The 13,651-nt window shown below is 70.1% G+C and carries 19 protein-coding genes; 2 read left to right on the forward strand and 17 right to left on the reverse strand.

The window, feature by feature from the left end:
- Window positions 1-95: 95 nt before the first annotated feature.
- Genes ACO2TI_RS08220 through ACO2TI_RS08245 form a run of 6 tightly spaced genes read right to left on the reverse strand, consistent with a single transcriptional unit; the run spans window position 96 to window position 4,628 of the window.
- The gene (locus ACO2TI_RS08220) at window positions 96-854 is read right to left on the reverse strand and encodes a lysophospholipid acyltransferase family protein (RefSeq protein WP_423283443.1); all 759 of its coding nucleotides are present in this window, start codon (window positions 852-854) and stop codon (window positions 96-98) included.
- Window positions 851-2,176: a dihydroorotase gene (locus tag ACO2TI_RS08225; protein ID WP_423283444.1), complete on the reverse strand. Its 1,326-nt coding sequence runs from the start codon at window positions 2,174-2,176 to the stop codon at window positions 851-853. The genes ACO2TI_RS08220 and ACO2TI_RS08225 overlap by 4 nt, the downstream gene beginning before the upstream one ends.
- Window positions 2,173-3,135, reverse strand: coding sequence for an aspartate carbamoyltransferase catalytic subunit (locus tag ACO2TI_RS08230; protein ID WP_423283446.1), 963 nt, complete (start codon window positions 3,133-3,135; stop codon window positions 2,173-2,175). The genes ACO2TI_RS08225 and ACO2TI_RS08230 overlap by 4 nt, the downstream gene beginning before the upstream one ends.
- A complete protein-coding gene (gene pyrR, locus ACO2TI_RS08235) occupies window positions 3,135-3,638 on the reverse strand; it encodes a bifunctional pyr operon transcriptional regulator/uracil phosphoribosyltransferase PyrR (protein ID WP_423283447.1) in 504 nt (167 codons plus the stop codon). Before pyrR ends, ACO2TI_RS08230 begins: the two co-directional genes overlap by 1 nt.
- Window positions 3,635-4,054, reverse strand: a complete 420-nt coding sequence (gene ruvX / locus ACO2TI_RS08240) for a Holliday junction resolvase RuvX (RefSeq protein WP_423283449.1) — start codon at window positions 4,052-4,054, stop codon at window positions 3,635-3,637. The genes pyrR and ruvX overlap by 4 nt, the downstream gene beginning before the upstream one ends.
- Window positions 4,047-4,628, reverse strand: a complete 582-nt coding sequence (locus ACO2TI_RS08245) for a YqgE/AlgH family protein (RefSeq protein ID WP_423283450.1) — start codon at window positions 4,626-4,628, stop codon at window positions 4,047-4,049. Before ACO2TI_RS08245 ends, ruvX begins: the two co-directional genes overlap by 8 nt.
- A 51-nt stretch (window positions 4,629-4,679) precedes the next feature.
- Here ACO2TI_RS08245 and ACO2TI_RS08250 point away from each other — a divergent pair, with 51 nt between their 5' ends.
- Complete coding sequence (locus tag ACO2TI_RS08250; RefSeq protein WP_423283452.1) at window positions 4,680-6,179, forward strand: cryptochrome/photolyase family protein; 1,500 nt, start codon at window positions 4,680-4,682, stop codon at window positions 6,177-6,179.
- A 13-nt stretch (window positions 6,180-6,192) separates the two neighbouring features.
- Complete coding sequence (locus ACO2TI_RS08255) at window positions 6,193-6,804, forward strand: outer membrane beta-barrel protein (protein WP_423283454.1); 612 nt, start codon at window positions 6,193-6,195, stop codon at window positions 6,802-6,804.
- A gap of 6 nt (window positions 6,805-6,810) precedes the next feature.
- Here the strand turns inward: ACO2TI_RS08255 and ACO2TI_RS08260 are convergent, their stop codons facing one another.
- The 11 genes from ACO2TI_RS08260 to urtC are packed head-to-tail and all read right to left on the reverse strand — an operon-like array spanning window position 6,811 to window position 13,601.
- A complete protein-coding gene (locus tag ACO2TI_RS08260) occupies window positions 6,811-7,131 on the reverse strand; it encodes a hypothetical protein (RefSeq protein WP_423283455.1) in 321 nt (106 codons plus the stop codon).
- 41 nt (window positions 7,132-7,172) lie between these two features.
- Window positions 7,173-7,556: a hypothetical protein gene (locus ACO2TI_RS08265; protein ID WP_423283456.1), complete on the reverse strand. Its 384-nt coding sequence runs from the start codon at window positions 7,554-7,556 to the stop codon at window positions 7,173-7,175.
- An 11-nt stretch (window positions 7,557-7,567) separates the two neighbouring features.
- Complete coding sequence (locus ACO2TI_RS08270) at window positions 7,568-7,816, reverse strand: DUF3297 family protein (RefSeq protein ID WP_423283457.1); 249 nt, start codon at window positions 7,814-7,816, stop codon at window positions 7,568-7,570.
- Between the two features lie 46 nt (window positions 7,817-7,862).
- A complete protein-coding gene (locus ACO2TI_RS08275; protein WP_423283458.1) occupies window positions 7,863-8,492 on the reverse strand; it encodes a LysE family translocator in 630 nt (209 codons plus the stop codon).
- Window positions 8,489-8,893, reverse strand: coding sequence for a VOC family protein (locus tag ACO2TI_RS08280; RefSeq protein ID WP_423283460.1), 405 nt, complete (start codon window positions 8,891-8,893; stop codon window positions 8,489-8,491). The genes ACO2TI_RS08275 and ACO2TI_RS08280 overlap by 4 nt, the downstream gene beginning before the upstream one ends.
- 46 nt (window positions 8,894-8,939) lie before the next feature.
- Complete coding sequence (locus ACO2TI_RS08285) at window positions 8,940-9,554, reverse strand: YitT family protein (protein ID WP_423283461.1); 615 nt, start codon at window positions 9,552-9,554, stop codon at window positions 8,940-8,942.
- A 49-nt stretch (window positions 9,555-9,603) separates the two neighbouring features.
- The gene (locus tag ACO2TI_RS08290) at window positions 9,604-10,308 is read right to left on the reverse strand and encodes a class I SAM-dependent methyltransferase (RefSeq protein ID WP_423283463.1); all 705 of its coding nucleotides are present in this window, start codon (window positions 10,306-10,308) and stop codon (window positions 9,604-9,606) included.
- Window positions 10,309-10,321: 13 nt separating this feature from the next.
- Window positions 10,322-10,891: a cysteine dioxygenase gene (locus ACO2TI_RS08295; RefSeq protein WP_423283464.1), complete on the reverse strand. Its 570-nt coding sequence runs from the start codon at window positions 10,889-10,891 to the stop codon at window positions 10,322-10,324.
- 48 nt (window positions 10,892-10,939) lie between these two features.
- Window positions 10,940-11,632 (reverse strand): urea ABC transporter ATP-binding subunit UrtE, encoded by a 693-nt coding sequence (urtE, locus tag ACO2TI_RS08300; RefSeq protein ID WP_423283466.1) that lies wholly within the window; start codon window positions 11,630-11,632, stop codon window positions 10,940-10,942.
- 11 nt (window positions 11,633-11,643) lie between these two features.
- A complete protein-coding gene (gene urtD / locus ACO2TI_RS08305) occupies window positions 11,644-12,534 on the reverse strand; it encodes an urea ABC transporter ATP-binding protein UrtD (protein WP_423283468.1) in 891 nt (296 codons plus the stop codon).
- Window positions 12,531-13,601, reverse strand: a complete 1,071-nt coding sequence (gene urtC, locus ACO2TI_RS08310; protein WP_423284064.1) for an urea ABC transporter permease subunit UrtC — start codon at window positions 13,599-13,601, stop codon at window positions 12,531-12,533. Before urtC ends, urtD begins: the two co-directional genes overlap by 4 nt.
- Window positions 13,602-13,651 lie beyond the last annotated feature (50 nt).

A 13,651-nucleotide genomic window follows, 5' to 3' on the forward strand; every position in this document is an offset into this window, starting at 1 on the left:
GGGCATTCATCGGTGCGAGCCAATCTAGGCTCGCGTGCCCACCCTCGCTTGTTCGCTCGCGGCGCTGCGGTTGAACGCCGGGCGCGCGGCGTGACTCAGTTCTCGCCGTGCAGTGGTTCTTCGCCCAGCGCCTGCGCGATCTGCTCGCGCAGCAGCGCGCTCAGCGCGCGCCGGTCGGCATGGCGGCTGCCTTCGGCCGGCAGCCATTGCACGCGCACGACCAGGCCCTCGGCGCAGGCGATCCACCACATCGACTGCGCGAGGCTGGTGTCGCCGATGTAGGCCGCGGCCGGGCTCACGGCCTGCGTCGCGTCGCGGTAGCGCAGCGCCACCGGCTGCACCGGCGCCCCGGCGGCGATGGCCGCCTGCAGCAAGTTGGCGTGAAAGGGCAGCAGCGCGTGGCCGTCGCCGGTCGTGCCTTCGGGAAACACGCCGACCGCATCGCCTTGGGCCAGCGCTTCGGCGATGGTGTGCATCACGCGCATCGCGTCGCGCCGGCGCTCGCGCTCGACGTAGAGCGTGCCGGCCGCGTCGACGAGCCGGCTGACCAGCGGCCACGACTTCACGTCGGCCTTGGACACGAAGCGCACCTGCGGACGCGCCGCATGGATCGCCGCGATGTCCAGCCACGAGACATGGTTGGCCACCACCAGCGTGCCACCTGGCCGCGGCGTGCCCACCGTCTCCAGGCCGATGCCCATCAGGCGCAGCATCTTGCGCGACCACCACTGCACGCGCGCCTGCCGCTCGGCCGTGCCGAGCGAAGGAAAGCGCAGCAGCACGATCGCCAGGCCGTGCAGCCCGTGCACGACCACACGGGCGAGGCGCCAGACGGCGCGCAGCCTGCGGATCAAGCAGCGGCGGCCGCGTCGGCGGCTTCGTGCGCGACCGTGCCGGCCACCACCGTCAGTCGCACGCGGCCCGGCAGCGCCGCGCCGCTGGTCGCGAACGCGAACGGCGTGTGCTTGCCCTGGCTGGCGAGCGCGTCGTCGCTCACGGCCCAGGTGGCCTCGGGGTCGAACACGCAGATGTCGGCCACGCCGCCTTCGACCAGGCGGCCGGCGCTTGCGGCCAGCGAGCCGACCGCGGCGCCCAGCACGCGCACCGGCTCGCTGGTGATACGCGCCAGCGTCGGCGCCAGTGCGAGGCCGCTGTCCGCGCCCCACTTGAGCGCCAGGCTCAGCAGTAGCTCGAGCCCGGTGGCGCCGGGTTCCGCCTCGCCGAAGGGCAGCGTCTTGGCGTCGGTGTCGACCGGCGTGTGGTCGCTCACCAGCGCGTCGATCGTGCCGTCGGCAAGGCCTGCGCGCAGCGCATCGCGGTCGCGCTGCTGGCGCAAGGGCGGCACCAGGCGCATCGCCGAGTTGAAGTAGCCGATGTCGACGTCGGTCAGATGCAGCGAGTTGATGCTCACGTCGGCGGTGACCGGCAGGCCCTCGGCCTTGGCCGCGCGCACGAGCTCGACGCCGGCCGCGCTGGACAGGCGGCACAGGTGCACGCGCGCACCGGTCTGGCGCACGAGCTCGAGGATGGTGTGCAGCGCGATCGTCTCGGCCGCGACCGGCACGCCCGACAGGCCCAGGCGCGTCGCGATCGCGCCGCTGGCCGCGACGCCCTTGCCCAGCCACGGGTCGTTGGGCCGCAGCCAGACCGCATAGCCGAACGTCGAGGCGTACTGCAGCGCGCGCAGCAGCACCTGCGTGTCGCCGATCATGTGGTCGCCCTGCGAGAAGCCGACGCAGCCGGATTCGGTGAGCTCGGCCATCTCGGTCAGCGTGTCGCCGGCCAGGCCGCGCGTCAGCGCGCCGAGCGGAAACAGCCGGCAGCGCGAGAGCTTGCGGCCGCGGAACTTGAGCATCTCCACGAGGCCCGGCTCGTCGAGCGGCGGATCGGTGTCGGGCGGGCATACCAGGCTGGTGACGCCGCCGGCCGCGGCCGCGGCGAGTTCGCTTTCGAGCATGCCCTCGTGCTCGTGGCCCGGCTCGCGCAGCCGCGCGGCGAGGTCGACGAGGCCCGGCGCGACGACGAGGCCGCGCGCGTCGACCGTGCGGTCGGCCGAGAAATCGGCCGGCACCTTGCCGAGCGAGACGATGCGACCGCTCGCGATCGCGAGGTCGCCCACTTCGTCGCGGCCCGATGCCGGGTCGACCAGGCGGCCGTTGGTGATCAGCAGCTTCATGCTTCGTTCCCCGCGATGATCGACATCACCGCCATGCGCACCGCGATGCCGAAGGTCACCTGCGGCAGGATGACGCTTTGCTTGCCGTCGACCACGGCGGAGTCGATCTCGACGCCGCGGTTGATCGGGCCCGGATGCATCACGATCGCATCGGGCTTGGCGAGCGCGAGACGCTCGGGCGTGAGGCCGTAGCTCTTGAAGTACTCGCCGGCGCTGGGCAGCATCGCGCCGCTCATGCGCTCGTTCTGCAGGCGCAGCATGATGATCACGTCGGCGCCGCGGATGCCGTCTTCGAGCGAGTGGCACACGCGCACGCCCATCTCCTTGAGATCGCCCGGCACCAGGGTCTTGGGTCCGACCGCGCGCACCTCGGGCACGCCCAGGGTGGTCAGCGCATGGATGTCGGAGCGCGCCACGCGCGAGTGCACGATGTCGCCGACGATCGCGACCGTGAGGTTCGTGAAGTCGCGCTTGTAGTGGCGGATCGTGTACATGTCGAGCAGGCCCTGCGTCGGGTGCGCATGGCGCCCGTCGCCGGCGTTGACCACATGCACGTGCGGCGCGACATGCTGCGCGATCAGGTACGGCGCGCCGCTCTCCGCATGGCGCACGACGAACATGTCGGCGTGCATCGCCGAGAGGTTGGCGATCGTGTCGAGCAGGCTTTCGCCCTTGGCGGTGGAGCTGCGCGCGATGTCGAGGTTGATCACGTCGGCGGAGAGGCGCTTGGCCGCGATCTCGAACGTGGTGCGCGTGCGGGTGCTGTTCTCGAAGAACAGGTTGAACACGCTCTTGCCGCGCAGCAGCGGCACCTTCTTGACCTCGCGGTCGTTGACCGAGAGAAAGGTCTCGGCGGTATCGAGGATGTGCGAGAGCACCGCCTTGGGCAGGCCCTCGATCGACAGCAGGTGGATCAGCTCGCCGTGCTTGTTGAGCTGAGGGTTGCGGCGCGCCAACATCAACGAGACTCCTCGACGGTGAAGGTGAAGCGGCCGGCATCGTCGCGCGCCAGTGCCAGCCGCTGGTGGGACGGCAGCGCGACGCGCGCGGCCGAGACGGCGGGTTCGATCGGCAGTTCGCGCCCGCCGCGGTCGACCAGCACCGCCAGCGTCACGCTGGCCGGGCGGCCGAAGTCGAACAGCTCGTTGATCACCGCGCGCGTCGTGCGCCCGGTGTAGAGCACGTCGTCGATCAGCAGCACGTGGCGGCCGTTGACGTCGAAAGGCAGCGAGGTCGCATCGGAGCCGCTGGCCAGGCCGCGCTCGCCGAAGTCGTCGCGGTGCAGCGTGCTGGAGATCACGCCGTGCTTGCCGCCCAGGCCCAGGTCGCGCTGCAGGCGCTCGGCGAGCCAGGCGCCGCCGGACCAGATGCCGACGATCACCGCGTCGGGCTTGAGCAGGCCGCGCGTGCGCGCCAGCAGGTCGGCGTAGAGCGCCTCGGCGTCGAGATGGAGAGTGGTCATGGCAGTCCTCGGAGGAACTGATCGAGGATGATCGAGGCGGCCTGCGCGTCGGCGTCTTTCGCGCCTTGCGACAAGGCCTCGGTGGTCGTGTAGCGCTCGTCGACCTCGTGCACCGGCAGCCGAAAGCGTCCGGCCAGCTGGCGCGCGAAGCGCTGCGCGCGACGCGTATTGTCGTGCGCGGCGCCGTCGGGATGGAACGGCACGCCGACCACCAGCGCGTCGGGCCGCCACTCGTCGATCAGCCTGCCGATCGGCGCGAAGCGCGCGTCGCCCTCGGCGGCCACGGTGGTGAGCGCGCGCGCGTCGCGCGTGAGCGTGTTGCCCACGGCCACGCCGGTGCGCTTCAGCCCGAAATCGAAAGCAAGAAAGGTCTGCGGCGCGGTGGCGGGCCCGGTGGCGCGAGCCACGTCAGGCATGCCCCGCCTGGGCGCTGAGGAAGCTCGGGTCGATGCCCAGCAGGCCCAGCGCGCGCTGATAGCGCAGCTCGATCGGCGTCTCGAAGATCACCGCCGGCTCGGCGTCGACGGTCAGCCAGCCGTTGCGTGCGATCTCGTCTTCGAGCTGGCCGGGCGCCCAGCCGCTGTAGCCGAGCGTGATCAGCACCTTGCGCGGGCCGCCCCCTTGCGACATGGCCTCCAGCACGTCCTTGCTGGTCGTCATCTCGAGGTCGGTGCCGCTGATGCGCAGCGACGAGTTGTAACTTGCGCCTTCGTCGGCCATCTGCTTGTGCAGCACGAAGCCGCGCTCGGTCTGCACCGGGCCGCCGATGCACACCGGCTGGTCGGCCAGGTCGTCGCGGTCGAGCGAGAGGTCGATCTTCTCGAACAGGTTGCGCAGCGTGATGTCGCTGGCGCGATTGATCACCAGCCCGAGCGCGCCGCGCTCGGTGTGCTCGCACAGGTAGACCACCGCCCCCGTGAAATTGTCGTCCGCCATGCCGGGCATGGCGATCAGGAACTGGTTGGTCAGGTTGCTGGCGTCCGACGACATGCGGTCATTCTAGGGTCTGCGCAGATGCGACTCGCGGCAAACTCCGCCGCCATGATCACGCCGTCAGCCAAGCCTCTCGACGCCGCGCTGGTCTGGTGCCGGCGCGACCTGCGCGCGCACGACCACGCGGCGCTGTACCACGCGCTCAAGGCGGCGCGACGGGTCTATGTCGGCTTCGTGTTCGACACCGAGATCCTCGATGCGCTGCCGCGGCGCGATCGGCGCGTGGAGTTCATCCGCGAAAGCCTGGTCGATCTCGACGCGCAGCTGCGAGCACTGGGGCAGCGTCACGGCGTCGAAGGCGTCGGCCTGGTCGTGCGCCACGGCCCGGCGCGCGAAGCGCTGCCGCGGCTGGCGGCCGAACTGCGCGTGCAGGCGGTCTATGCCAACCGCGATGTCGAGCCGGCAGCGCTCGCCCGCGACGCGCGCGTGCGCGGCGCGCTGGCCGATGCCGGCATCGCCTTTCACGCCAGCAAGGACCAGGTCGTCTTCGAGGGCGACGAGGTCCTCTCCGGCGCCGGCACGCCCTACGGCGTGTTCACGCCCTACAAGAACGCCTGGCTGAAGAAGCTGGAGCCCTTCTTCGTGCAGGCCTATTCGATCGAACGCCACGCCGATGCGCTCGCGCCGCTGCCCGAGGCCTTTCGCGCACGCAGCGTGCCGACGCTGGCCGAGATCGGCTTCGAGCCCACCAACCTCGCCGAGCTGAAGATCCCGACGGGCAGCACCGGTGCGCAGGAACTGCTGGCCGATTTCTTCGGCGAGCGCATCGAGCACTACGACCGCACGCGCGATTTCCCCGCCGTCAAAGGCCCGAGCTACCTCAGCGTTCACCTGCGCTTCGGCACGGTGTCGATCCGCGAGCTGGCGCGCGCGGCCGGGGAGCGCATGCGCGCGGGCTCGCGCGGTGCGCAGGTCTGGCTGTCGGAGCTGATCTGGCGGGACTTCTATTTCCAGGTGCTGGAGCACCACCCGCGCGTGGCCGCCGGCAAGAGCTTCAAGCCCGAGTACGACCGCATCAAGTGGGAACACGGCAAGCACGCCGACGAGCTCTTTGCCGCCTGGTGCGAGGGCCGCACCGGCTATCCGATCGTCGATGCGGCGATGGCCCAGATCAACCAGACGGGCTACATGCACAACCGGCTGCGCATGATCGTCGCGAGCTTTATGTGCAAGGACCTCGGCATCGACTGGCGCTGGGGCGAGCGCTACTTCGCTGCGCACCTCAACGACTTCGACCTGGCCGCCAACAACGGCGGCTGGCAGTGGGCCAGCTCATCGGGCTGCGATGCGCAGCCGTACTTCCGCATCTTCAATCCGGTGGCGCAAAGCGAGAAGTTCGACCCGCAGGGACGCTTCATCCGCCGCTACCTGCCGCAGCTCGCCGGCCTTTCGGACGCCGCTATCCATGCACCGTGGCAGGCCAAGCCGATGGAACTCGATGCCGCGGGCCTGGTGTTGGGTCGCCACTACCCTCGGCCCATCGTCGACCATGCGCTCGCGCGCGAGAAGACACTGGAGCGCTACGCTGTCGTCCGGCGTGAACGATGAAGGAGACCCGCCCATGAAGCGAATCGCCGCCCTGCTCGCCTGCGCCGCCTGCGCGCTGCCCGCCACCGCCCAGGTCAGCGGCACCGTCTTCGGCGGTGCGCGCGCCGGCGGCGGCTTCACCGACACCTCGAGCAGCGCCGACGATCGCGACGTGGACGTCGACAGCGGCGGCGCCGGCGCGGTGGCGATCGACTGGGTGATCGACCCGACGCGCCAGATCGAGGTCTTCGTCGGCCGCCAGAGCACCGAGCTGCGGCGCGTCACGGTCGGCGCGGCCACCGAGACCCTGCCACTGGACATCACCTACGCGCACCTGGGCGGCACCTACTACTTCGACGGCGGCCATGCCAAGGGCGGCCCCTATGTGGTGGGCGGCCTGGGCATCACGCACTTCTCGCCGAGCCTGACCGGCCTGTCGTCGGAGGTGCGCGCGTCGATGAACGTGGGCATCGGCTGGCGCCTGCTGCTGAGCCCCGGCATCTCGCTGCGCGCCGAGCTGCGCGGCTACGCGACCCTGGTCAACAGCAGCGGCGGCTTCTTCTGCTCCGGCGGCTGCGTGGTGCAGATCCGCGGCGACTCGTTCACGCAGGGCGAGGCGATGGTGGGGCTGTCGATCGGGTACTGAACGACCTCACAACGGCAGCGCGTCGAACTCCGAAAACGGGTGCTGCGACTCGGCCAGCGAGGCCAGCGGCACGTACTCGCACACCGCCTCGAACTCGGCCCACAGCGCCAGCACCGCCGGGTTGTGGTGCGCCTGCTCGATGGCCTCGGGCGAGCGCCATTCGAACACCTCGATGACCGTGCCGTCGTCGCCGCGCATCGCGTGGCGAGGCCGTTCGGTCACCAGCCCCTGCTCTTGCAGCACGCGCCAGTGCTTCTCGACCACGGCTGCCAGCGGTTCCTCGCAGCCCGTCTTGGGCTTGAAAGCGGCAATGACGAAACGGCCCATGTCGGTCCCCCTTGCTCGCGGCGTGATGCGCCGGCATCAGATCACAGTGCCGCCCATTCGCCAAGGCAGTGCGCGGCCAACGCGGTGACCCAGCACGGCTGCAGCGGATCGAACGCGAGACCGAAGCCTGGGCTCACGACGAAGCCGGCGCGCTCGAAGGCCTGGCCGTCGTGCTCCCGCACGAAGGCAGCCAGGCTGGCAAAGGGCACGGCCACGGCGCCCAAGTGCAGCACGGCCGCCTGTGCCGTGATCTCCTCGAGCCGGCCGTTGTCCTGGAAGCGAAAGACGATCTCGCCGTAGTCGAGCTCGTCCAGCCCGACCTCGTTGCGCCCCTGGTACCGCGGCGTGCCGAAGCGCTTCAGGACGTCGGCGCGCGAGGCCGCGAAGCTGTGCCCGTCGACGCTGGCGAAGGGCTCCAGCTTCATCGCGGCAGCGCTCAGCGGTAGTAGGCCTCGACCTTGCCCTTGAGCTTGATCAACAACGGCTGGCCATGGCGGTCGAGCGACTTGCCGGCCGGCACCTTGATCCAGCCCTCGCTGACGCAGTACTCCTCCACGTCGTGCCGATCTTTGCCGTTGAAGCGGATGCCGATCGGATGCTCGAACAGCGCGGCCACGTGGAAGGGGCTGCGCGGGTCGACCGAGAGGCGGTCGGGCAAGGCGGGGCGCTCGGGGGTGTCGCTCATGGGGAACTCGGAGTCGCAAAGCGGCGCATTGTCCGGGATGCGTGGTTCAGGCCTGCCGGCGATAGAGCGCCAGCGAGCCGGCCAGCGCCAGCAGCGCGCCGCCGCACAGGCGGTCCAGCCACAGCACGCCCTTGGCGCGCAGCCAGCGCATCGCCTGCGCGCCGGTCGCGGCGTAGCCGAACATCACCGCGAAATCGATCGCCGCGAACGCGAAGGCCAGCGCGAGGTACTGCGCGAGTTGCGGCTGGGCCGGATCGATGAACTGCGGCAGGAAGGCCGAGAAGAACAGATAGCCCTTCGGGTTGGTCACCGCGACCAGGAAGCTGCGCCGGAAGACGGCGCGCGCAGAGGCTCGGTCTGCGCCGTCGGCGGCGTCCGGCGCCGCCAGCGTGCCGCTGGAGCGCAGCATGCGCAGGCCCAGCCATGCGAGGTAGGCCACGCCGACCCACTTGAGCACGGCGAACCAGAACTCCGACGCCGCCAGCAGCGCGCCCAGGCCCGCGGCCACCGCCGAGATCAGCACCAAATCCGACAGCACCGCGCCGGCCATGCCGGGCAGCGACGCGCGCAGACCGAAGCGCGAGCCGTTGCTCAGCGCCAGCAGCACGGTCGGCCCGGGCGTCGCGATGCCGACGAAGGCCACGAGCGAGAACACGAGCAGGGTTTCGCCGTTCATGGGGCATGCTCCTTCTTCTGGCGCGCATAGCTCACCGTCAGCGCCTCCCACACGTGCCCGTCGGGTTCGTTCCAGTAGACGATGCGGCCGCCGAACAGATGGTTGACCTGATGATCGGTCGGGCCGTGCGGCGTGCTGCGGTAGGGGATGCGAAGCGCCTTCAGCCGCCCGACGATCGCATCGAAGTCCGCCTCGCCGACGCGAAAGCAGTAGTGCGACACCGGGAACGGGCTGTCGGCCTGGTCGAAGTCGAGCGTGAGCGCATCGCTGACGTAGACCGCGGAGAACGGGCCGATGCCGGTCTCCTCGGCCCAGGGCACGCCGAGGATCTCGGCCAGCCGGCGCGCGGCGGCCTTGCGGTCCGCGGTCTGGACGGTCGCATGGTCGAGCAAGATGGCCATGGCGCTTTGTACACGCGCGGCCGCCGGGCCGGCAACCCGGGGGCCGCTAGACGCCGAGGTAGCGCCCCGGCCGATGGTTGAGCGTGAGGATCGCGCCGATCGCCAGCGCGCCCACCACCGACTGCAGCAGCCGCTGCGGCTCCACGATGAACAGCGCCGCGAGCACGACGGCGACATCGACCGCCATCTGCACCTTGCCGGCGCGCAGGCCACGCGTTTGCTGCAGCCACTGCGCGAGGATGTTGACGCCGCCGACGCTGGCGCGGTGGCGCAGCAGCGCCAGCAGACCGAAGCCGATCAGAAAGCCGCCGAGCACCGAGGCGACCCATGGGTCGAGGACCTCGAACCGCACGACCCGCGGCGCCAGCGCGGTGCAGGCCGACACCAGGCCGACCGCGATGAAGCTCTTGACCGTGAACTCGGCGCCGAGCCGCCGCCATGCGAGCAAGAAGAACGGCAGGTTGAGCACGAAGAAGCCCCACGCAATGCCGGGGCCGCCGGCGTAGTCCAGCAAGAAGGCCACGCCGGCGACGCCGCCGGTGAGCAGGCCGGCATGGGCAAACATCGTCAGGCCCAGCGCAACGAACAGCGAGCCGGCGATCAGCGCATGGGCGTCGTCGAGCCAGGAGTGCGCGACGGCGGTCGAAGCGGAAGAGGACATGGCCGACCCGAAAGCAGGTCGCGTGCCTTGGGCCCCTGTCGGCAGGCGCTCAACCGCGACCGGCCAGCATCACCCAGAGGAAATCCCTGCCGAACAGGCCTGCTCCGGGCGGCGGTTCGCGCATCTGGCGCAGCTCGGACACGCGCAGGTGGCGCGACCAGATCGCGCGCAGCTGCCCGTCGGTGTAGCCGAGGCCGCCGCCGAGCGAGTGGCGCTGGTAGACCTCTTCGTCCGTAAAGCCGCTGCCGCCTTCCGGCCGGAAGCAGACGAGGCCGAATGCGCCCGCGGGAGCGAGCGCCGCGGCGACCGTCTGCACATACTGTTCTCGACGATGCGGCGCGATGTGATGGAAGCAGCCGCCGTCGTAGACCAGGTCGTAGGCGCCAGGCTCGAGTTCGGCGTCGAACACCGAGGTGCAGCGGACGTCGATCGAGACGCCGGACGCGCCCGCATGCTCGCGGGCCCAGGCCACGGCCGACGCCGAGAGGTCGATCGCATCGACCCGCCAGCCCTGGCGCGCGAGAAAGATGGCGTTGCGGCCGTTGCCGCAGCCGATGTCGAGCGCGCGGCCGCGGGCGATCCGCCCGCTTGAGATCCAGCCGACGAGGCATTCGTCGGGATCGCTGACGAAGAACGGGCAGGGCTTGCCGCGGTCGCTGTAGAAGCTTTGCCACTTGTCGTGCTCGCGCTCGCGCAGCGAGGCGTCCAGCGCCAGCAGCTCGTGCGGCGACAGCGAGGCGAAGTCGGTCGTCATGCCGGCGTGCCGCTCAGCTCTCGTTGTGCGCGACCTCGATGCGCCGGCGCGTGCGCGCCTCGACGTCGTAGACGTTGAAGCTGCTCATCATGCGGCCATACAGGTGCAGGCTGACCGCGCGCGGCCGCTCGATGGGCACGCCGGTGATGTGGATGTGGTCCGGGTTGGGCACGAAGCTCGTCACCGCGCCCTGGCGCAGCAGGATGGCGCCGCCGCGAACGAGTTCGATGCCCTCGTCCGCGCCGCGGTCGGGCGACAGCCTCACGTAGTTGCGCTCTTCGAGCACGCCTTCGACCACGCCGACGACGCCCCAGCTGCCATGGTCATGCACCGGCGTCCACTGCCCCGGCTGCCAGACGATCGAATAGAGCGACAGGCTGTCGTCCGGCGCCTCGTAGACGAGGTTGCGCGTGTAGCCGCCGGGGGCGCTGCGGTAGTGCTGAGGCAGCAGAAAGCTGCCGGCGTGCTCGATGAGGTCGAACATCAGCGGCGCGAGGGCGAGCACGCAGTCGGCGGCGCTGCGCGGCTCGCGGCTGAGGCTGCCGGCTTGGGCGATGAAGGCTTCGAGGGCGGCGGAGGTCATCGGGAAAGACTCGTGACGAGCGCCGCAGTTTAGGCCGCGCGATGGCGCTCAGATCGCCAGTCGCTCCCGCACGCCGTCGTTCGCCATCTCCGCCCCGCGACCACGCATCACGATCTCGCCGCGCTCCATCACGAGGTACTGGTCGGCCAGCTCGGCGGCGAAGTCGTAGTACTGCTCGACCAGCAGGATCGCCATCGAGCCGCGCTCGGCGAGCCGTCGGATCACGCGGCCGATGTCCTTGATGATGCTGGGCTGGATGCCTTCGGTCGGCTCGTCGAGGATCAGCAGCTTCGGGCCGGCGGCGAGCGCGCGCGCGATCGCGAGCTGCTGCTGCTGGCCGCCCGACAGATCGCCGCCGCGCCGCCCGAGCATCTGCTTGAGCACCGGGAACAGCTCGTACAGCTCGCCCGGCACGGGCGTGCCGCCAGGCTTGCCGGCCAGGCCCATGCGCAGGTTCTCTTCCACCGTGAGACGGCCGAAGATCTCGCGGCCCTGCGGCACGTAGCCCAGACCCAAGCGCGCGCGCTCGAAAGGCGTGCGCGGCTTCAGGTCGGTGTCGCCGAGCTGCACACTGCCGCTGCGCGGCTGCACCAGGCCCATCAGCGTCTTGAGCAGCGTCGTCTTGCCGACGCCGTTGCGGCCCAGCAGCACCGTCACCTCGCCGGCGCGCGCCTCGAAGCCAACGCCGCGCAGGATGTGCGAGCCGCCGTAGAACTGGTGAAGGTTGTCGACTTTCAGCATGGCTGGATGCTTCATCGGCCGAGGTAGACCTCGACCACCTGCTCGTTCGCCTGCACCTGCGCGAGCGAGCCCTCGGCCAGCACGCGCCCCTCGTGCAGCACCGTGACCTTCTTGGCCGCGTTGTCGCGCGTGAGCGCATGGATGAACGTCATGTCGTGCTCCACCACCACCAGCGAATGCTCGCCCTCGAGCGAGAGGAAGAGTTCCGCCGTGCGCTCGGTCTCCTCGTCGGTCATGCCGGCCACCGGCTCGTCGAGCAGCAGCAGCTTGGGGTCTTGCATCAGCAGCATGCCGATCTCCAGCCATTGCTTCTGGCCGTGCGAGAGCAGGCCGGCGGGCCGCCGCGGCTGGTCCTTCAGGTGGATCAGCGAGAGCACCTCGTCGATGCGATCGCGCTGCGCGCCGCCGAGCTTGTGCGTCACCGCGGCGCGCGCGCGACGGTCGCCGGCCAGCGCGAGCTCGAGGTTCTCGAACACCGTGAGCTGCTCGAACACGCTGGGCTTCTGGAACTTGCGGCCGATGCCGGCGCGCGCGACGCCGGGTTCGTTGAGCCGCAGCAAGTCGATCGTCGAGCCGAAGAAGGCGCGCCCGGCGTCGGGGCGCGTCTTGCCGGTGATGACGTCCATCATCGTCGTCTTGCCCGCGCCGTTGGGGCCGATGATGCAGCGCAGCTCGCCGGCGTCGATGGTCAGCGACAGCGCGTTGAGCGCCTTGAAGCCGTCGAAGCTGACCGTGATGTCGTCGAGGTAAAGGATCGGGCCGTGCGCGACATCGAGCACGCCCGGCTCGACCACGCGGCCGTAGCTCGCGGCGCGCCCGCTCGCCTCGCCCGGGCCGCTGGCCGCGCGCGCGGCCATGCGCTCTCGCACGCGCGAGCCGGCTTCCTGAAGTTCAGGCGTCATGCCTTGGGCCCCCGCTTCAGTTTCCTCGCCAGGCCGACGAGGCCTTGCGGCAGGAACAGCGTCACCGCGATGAACAGCGCGCCGAGGAAGTACAGCCAGAACTCCGGGAACGCCTGCGTGAACCAGCTCTTCGCGCCGTTGACGAAGAAGGCGCCGACGATCGGCCCGATCAGCGTGCCGCGCCCGCCCACCGCCGCCCAGATCGCGATCTCGATCGAGGCGGCCGGCGACATCTCGCTCGGGTTGATGATGCCGACCTGCGGCACGTACAGCGCCCCCGCGATGCCGCACAGCACGGCCGAGAGCACCCAGATCGCGAGCTTGTAGGCCACCGGGTCGTAGCCGATGAACATCGTGCGCCCTTCCGCGTCGCGGATCGCCTGCAGCACGCGGCCGAACTTGGTCTGCATCAGCCAGCGCGCGCCGACGTACGAGCCCAGCAGCGTGAGGCCGGTGATCACGAACAGCGTCATGCGCATCGACGGCGTCGCGATCGGGATGCCGAGGATGCGCTTGAAGTCGGTGAAGCCGTTGTTGCCGCCGAAGCCGGTCTCGTTGCGGAAGAACAGCAGCATCGCGGCGAAGGTCAGCGCCTGCGTGATGATCGAGAAGTACACGCCCTTGATGCGCGATCGGAACGCGAAGAAGCCGAACGCGAAGGCCAGCAGCCCCGGCACCAGCACCACCATCAGCATCTGGAACACGAAGCTGTCGCTGAGCGCCCAGTGCCAGGGGTATTCCTTCCAGTTCAGGAACACCATGAAGTCCGGCATGTCCGACTTGTACTGCCCGTCGCGGCCGATCTGGCGCATCAGGTACATGCCCATCGCGTAGCCGCCGAGCGCGAAGAACAGGCCGTGGCCGAGCGAAAGGATGCCGGCGTAGCCCCAGATCAGATCCATCGCCAGCGCGCAGATCGCGTAGCACATGATCTTGGCGATCAGGGCGATGGCGTAGTCGCTGAGGTGGAAGGGGCTGGTGGTGGGTACCGCCAGGTTCAGCAGCGGTGCGAGGACGGTGATCGCCAGGAGGGCGGTGATGACACCGGTCCAGGCGGGGAGGCTCATCAGGCGCGTGGGGCTGGGGGCCACGGTCGGCGAGATCGTGGCGGCGCTCA

Source organism: Caldimonas sp. KR1-144, assembly GCF_049446155.1.
GTDB lineage: Bacteria > Pseudomonadota > Gammaproteobacteria > Burkholderiales > Burkholderiaceae_C > Rivibacter.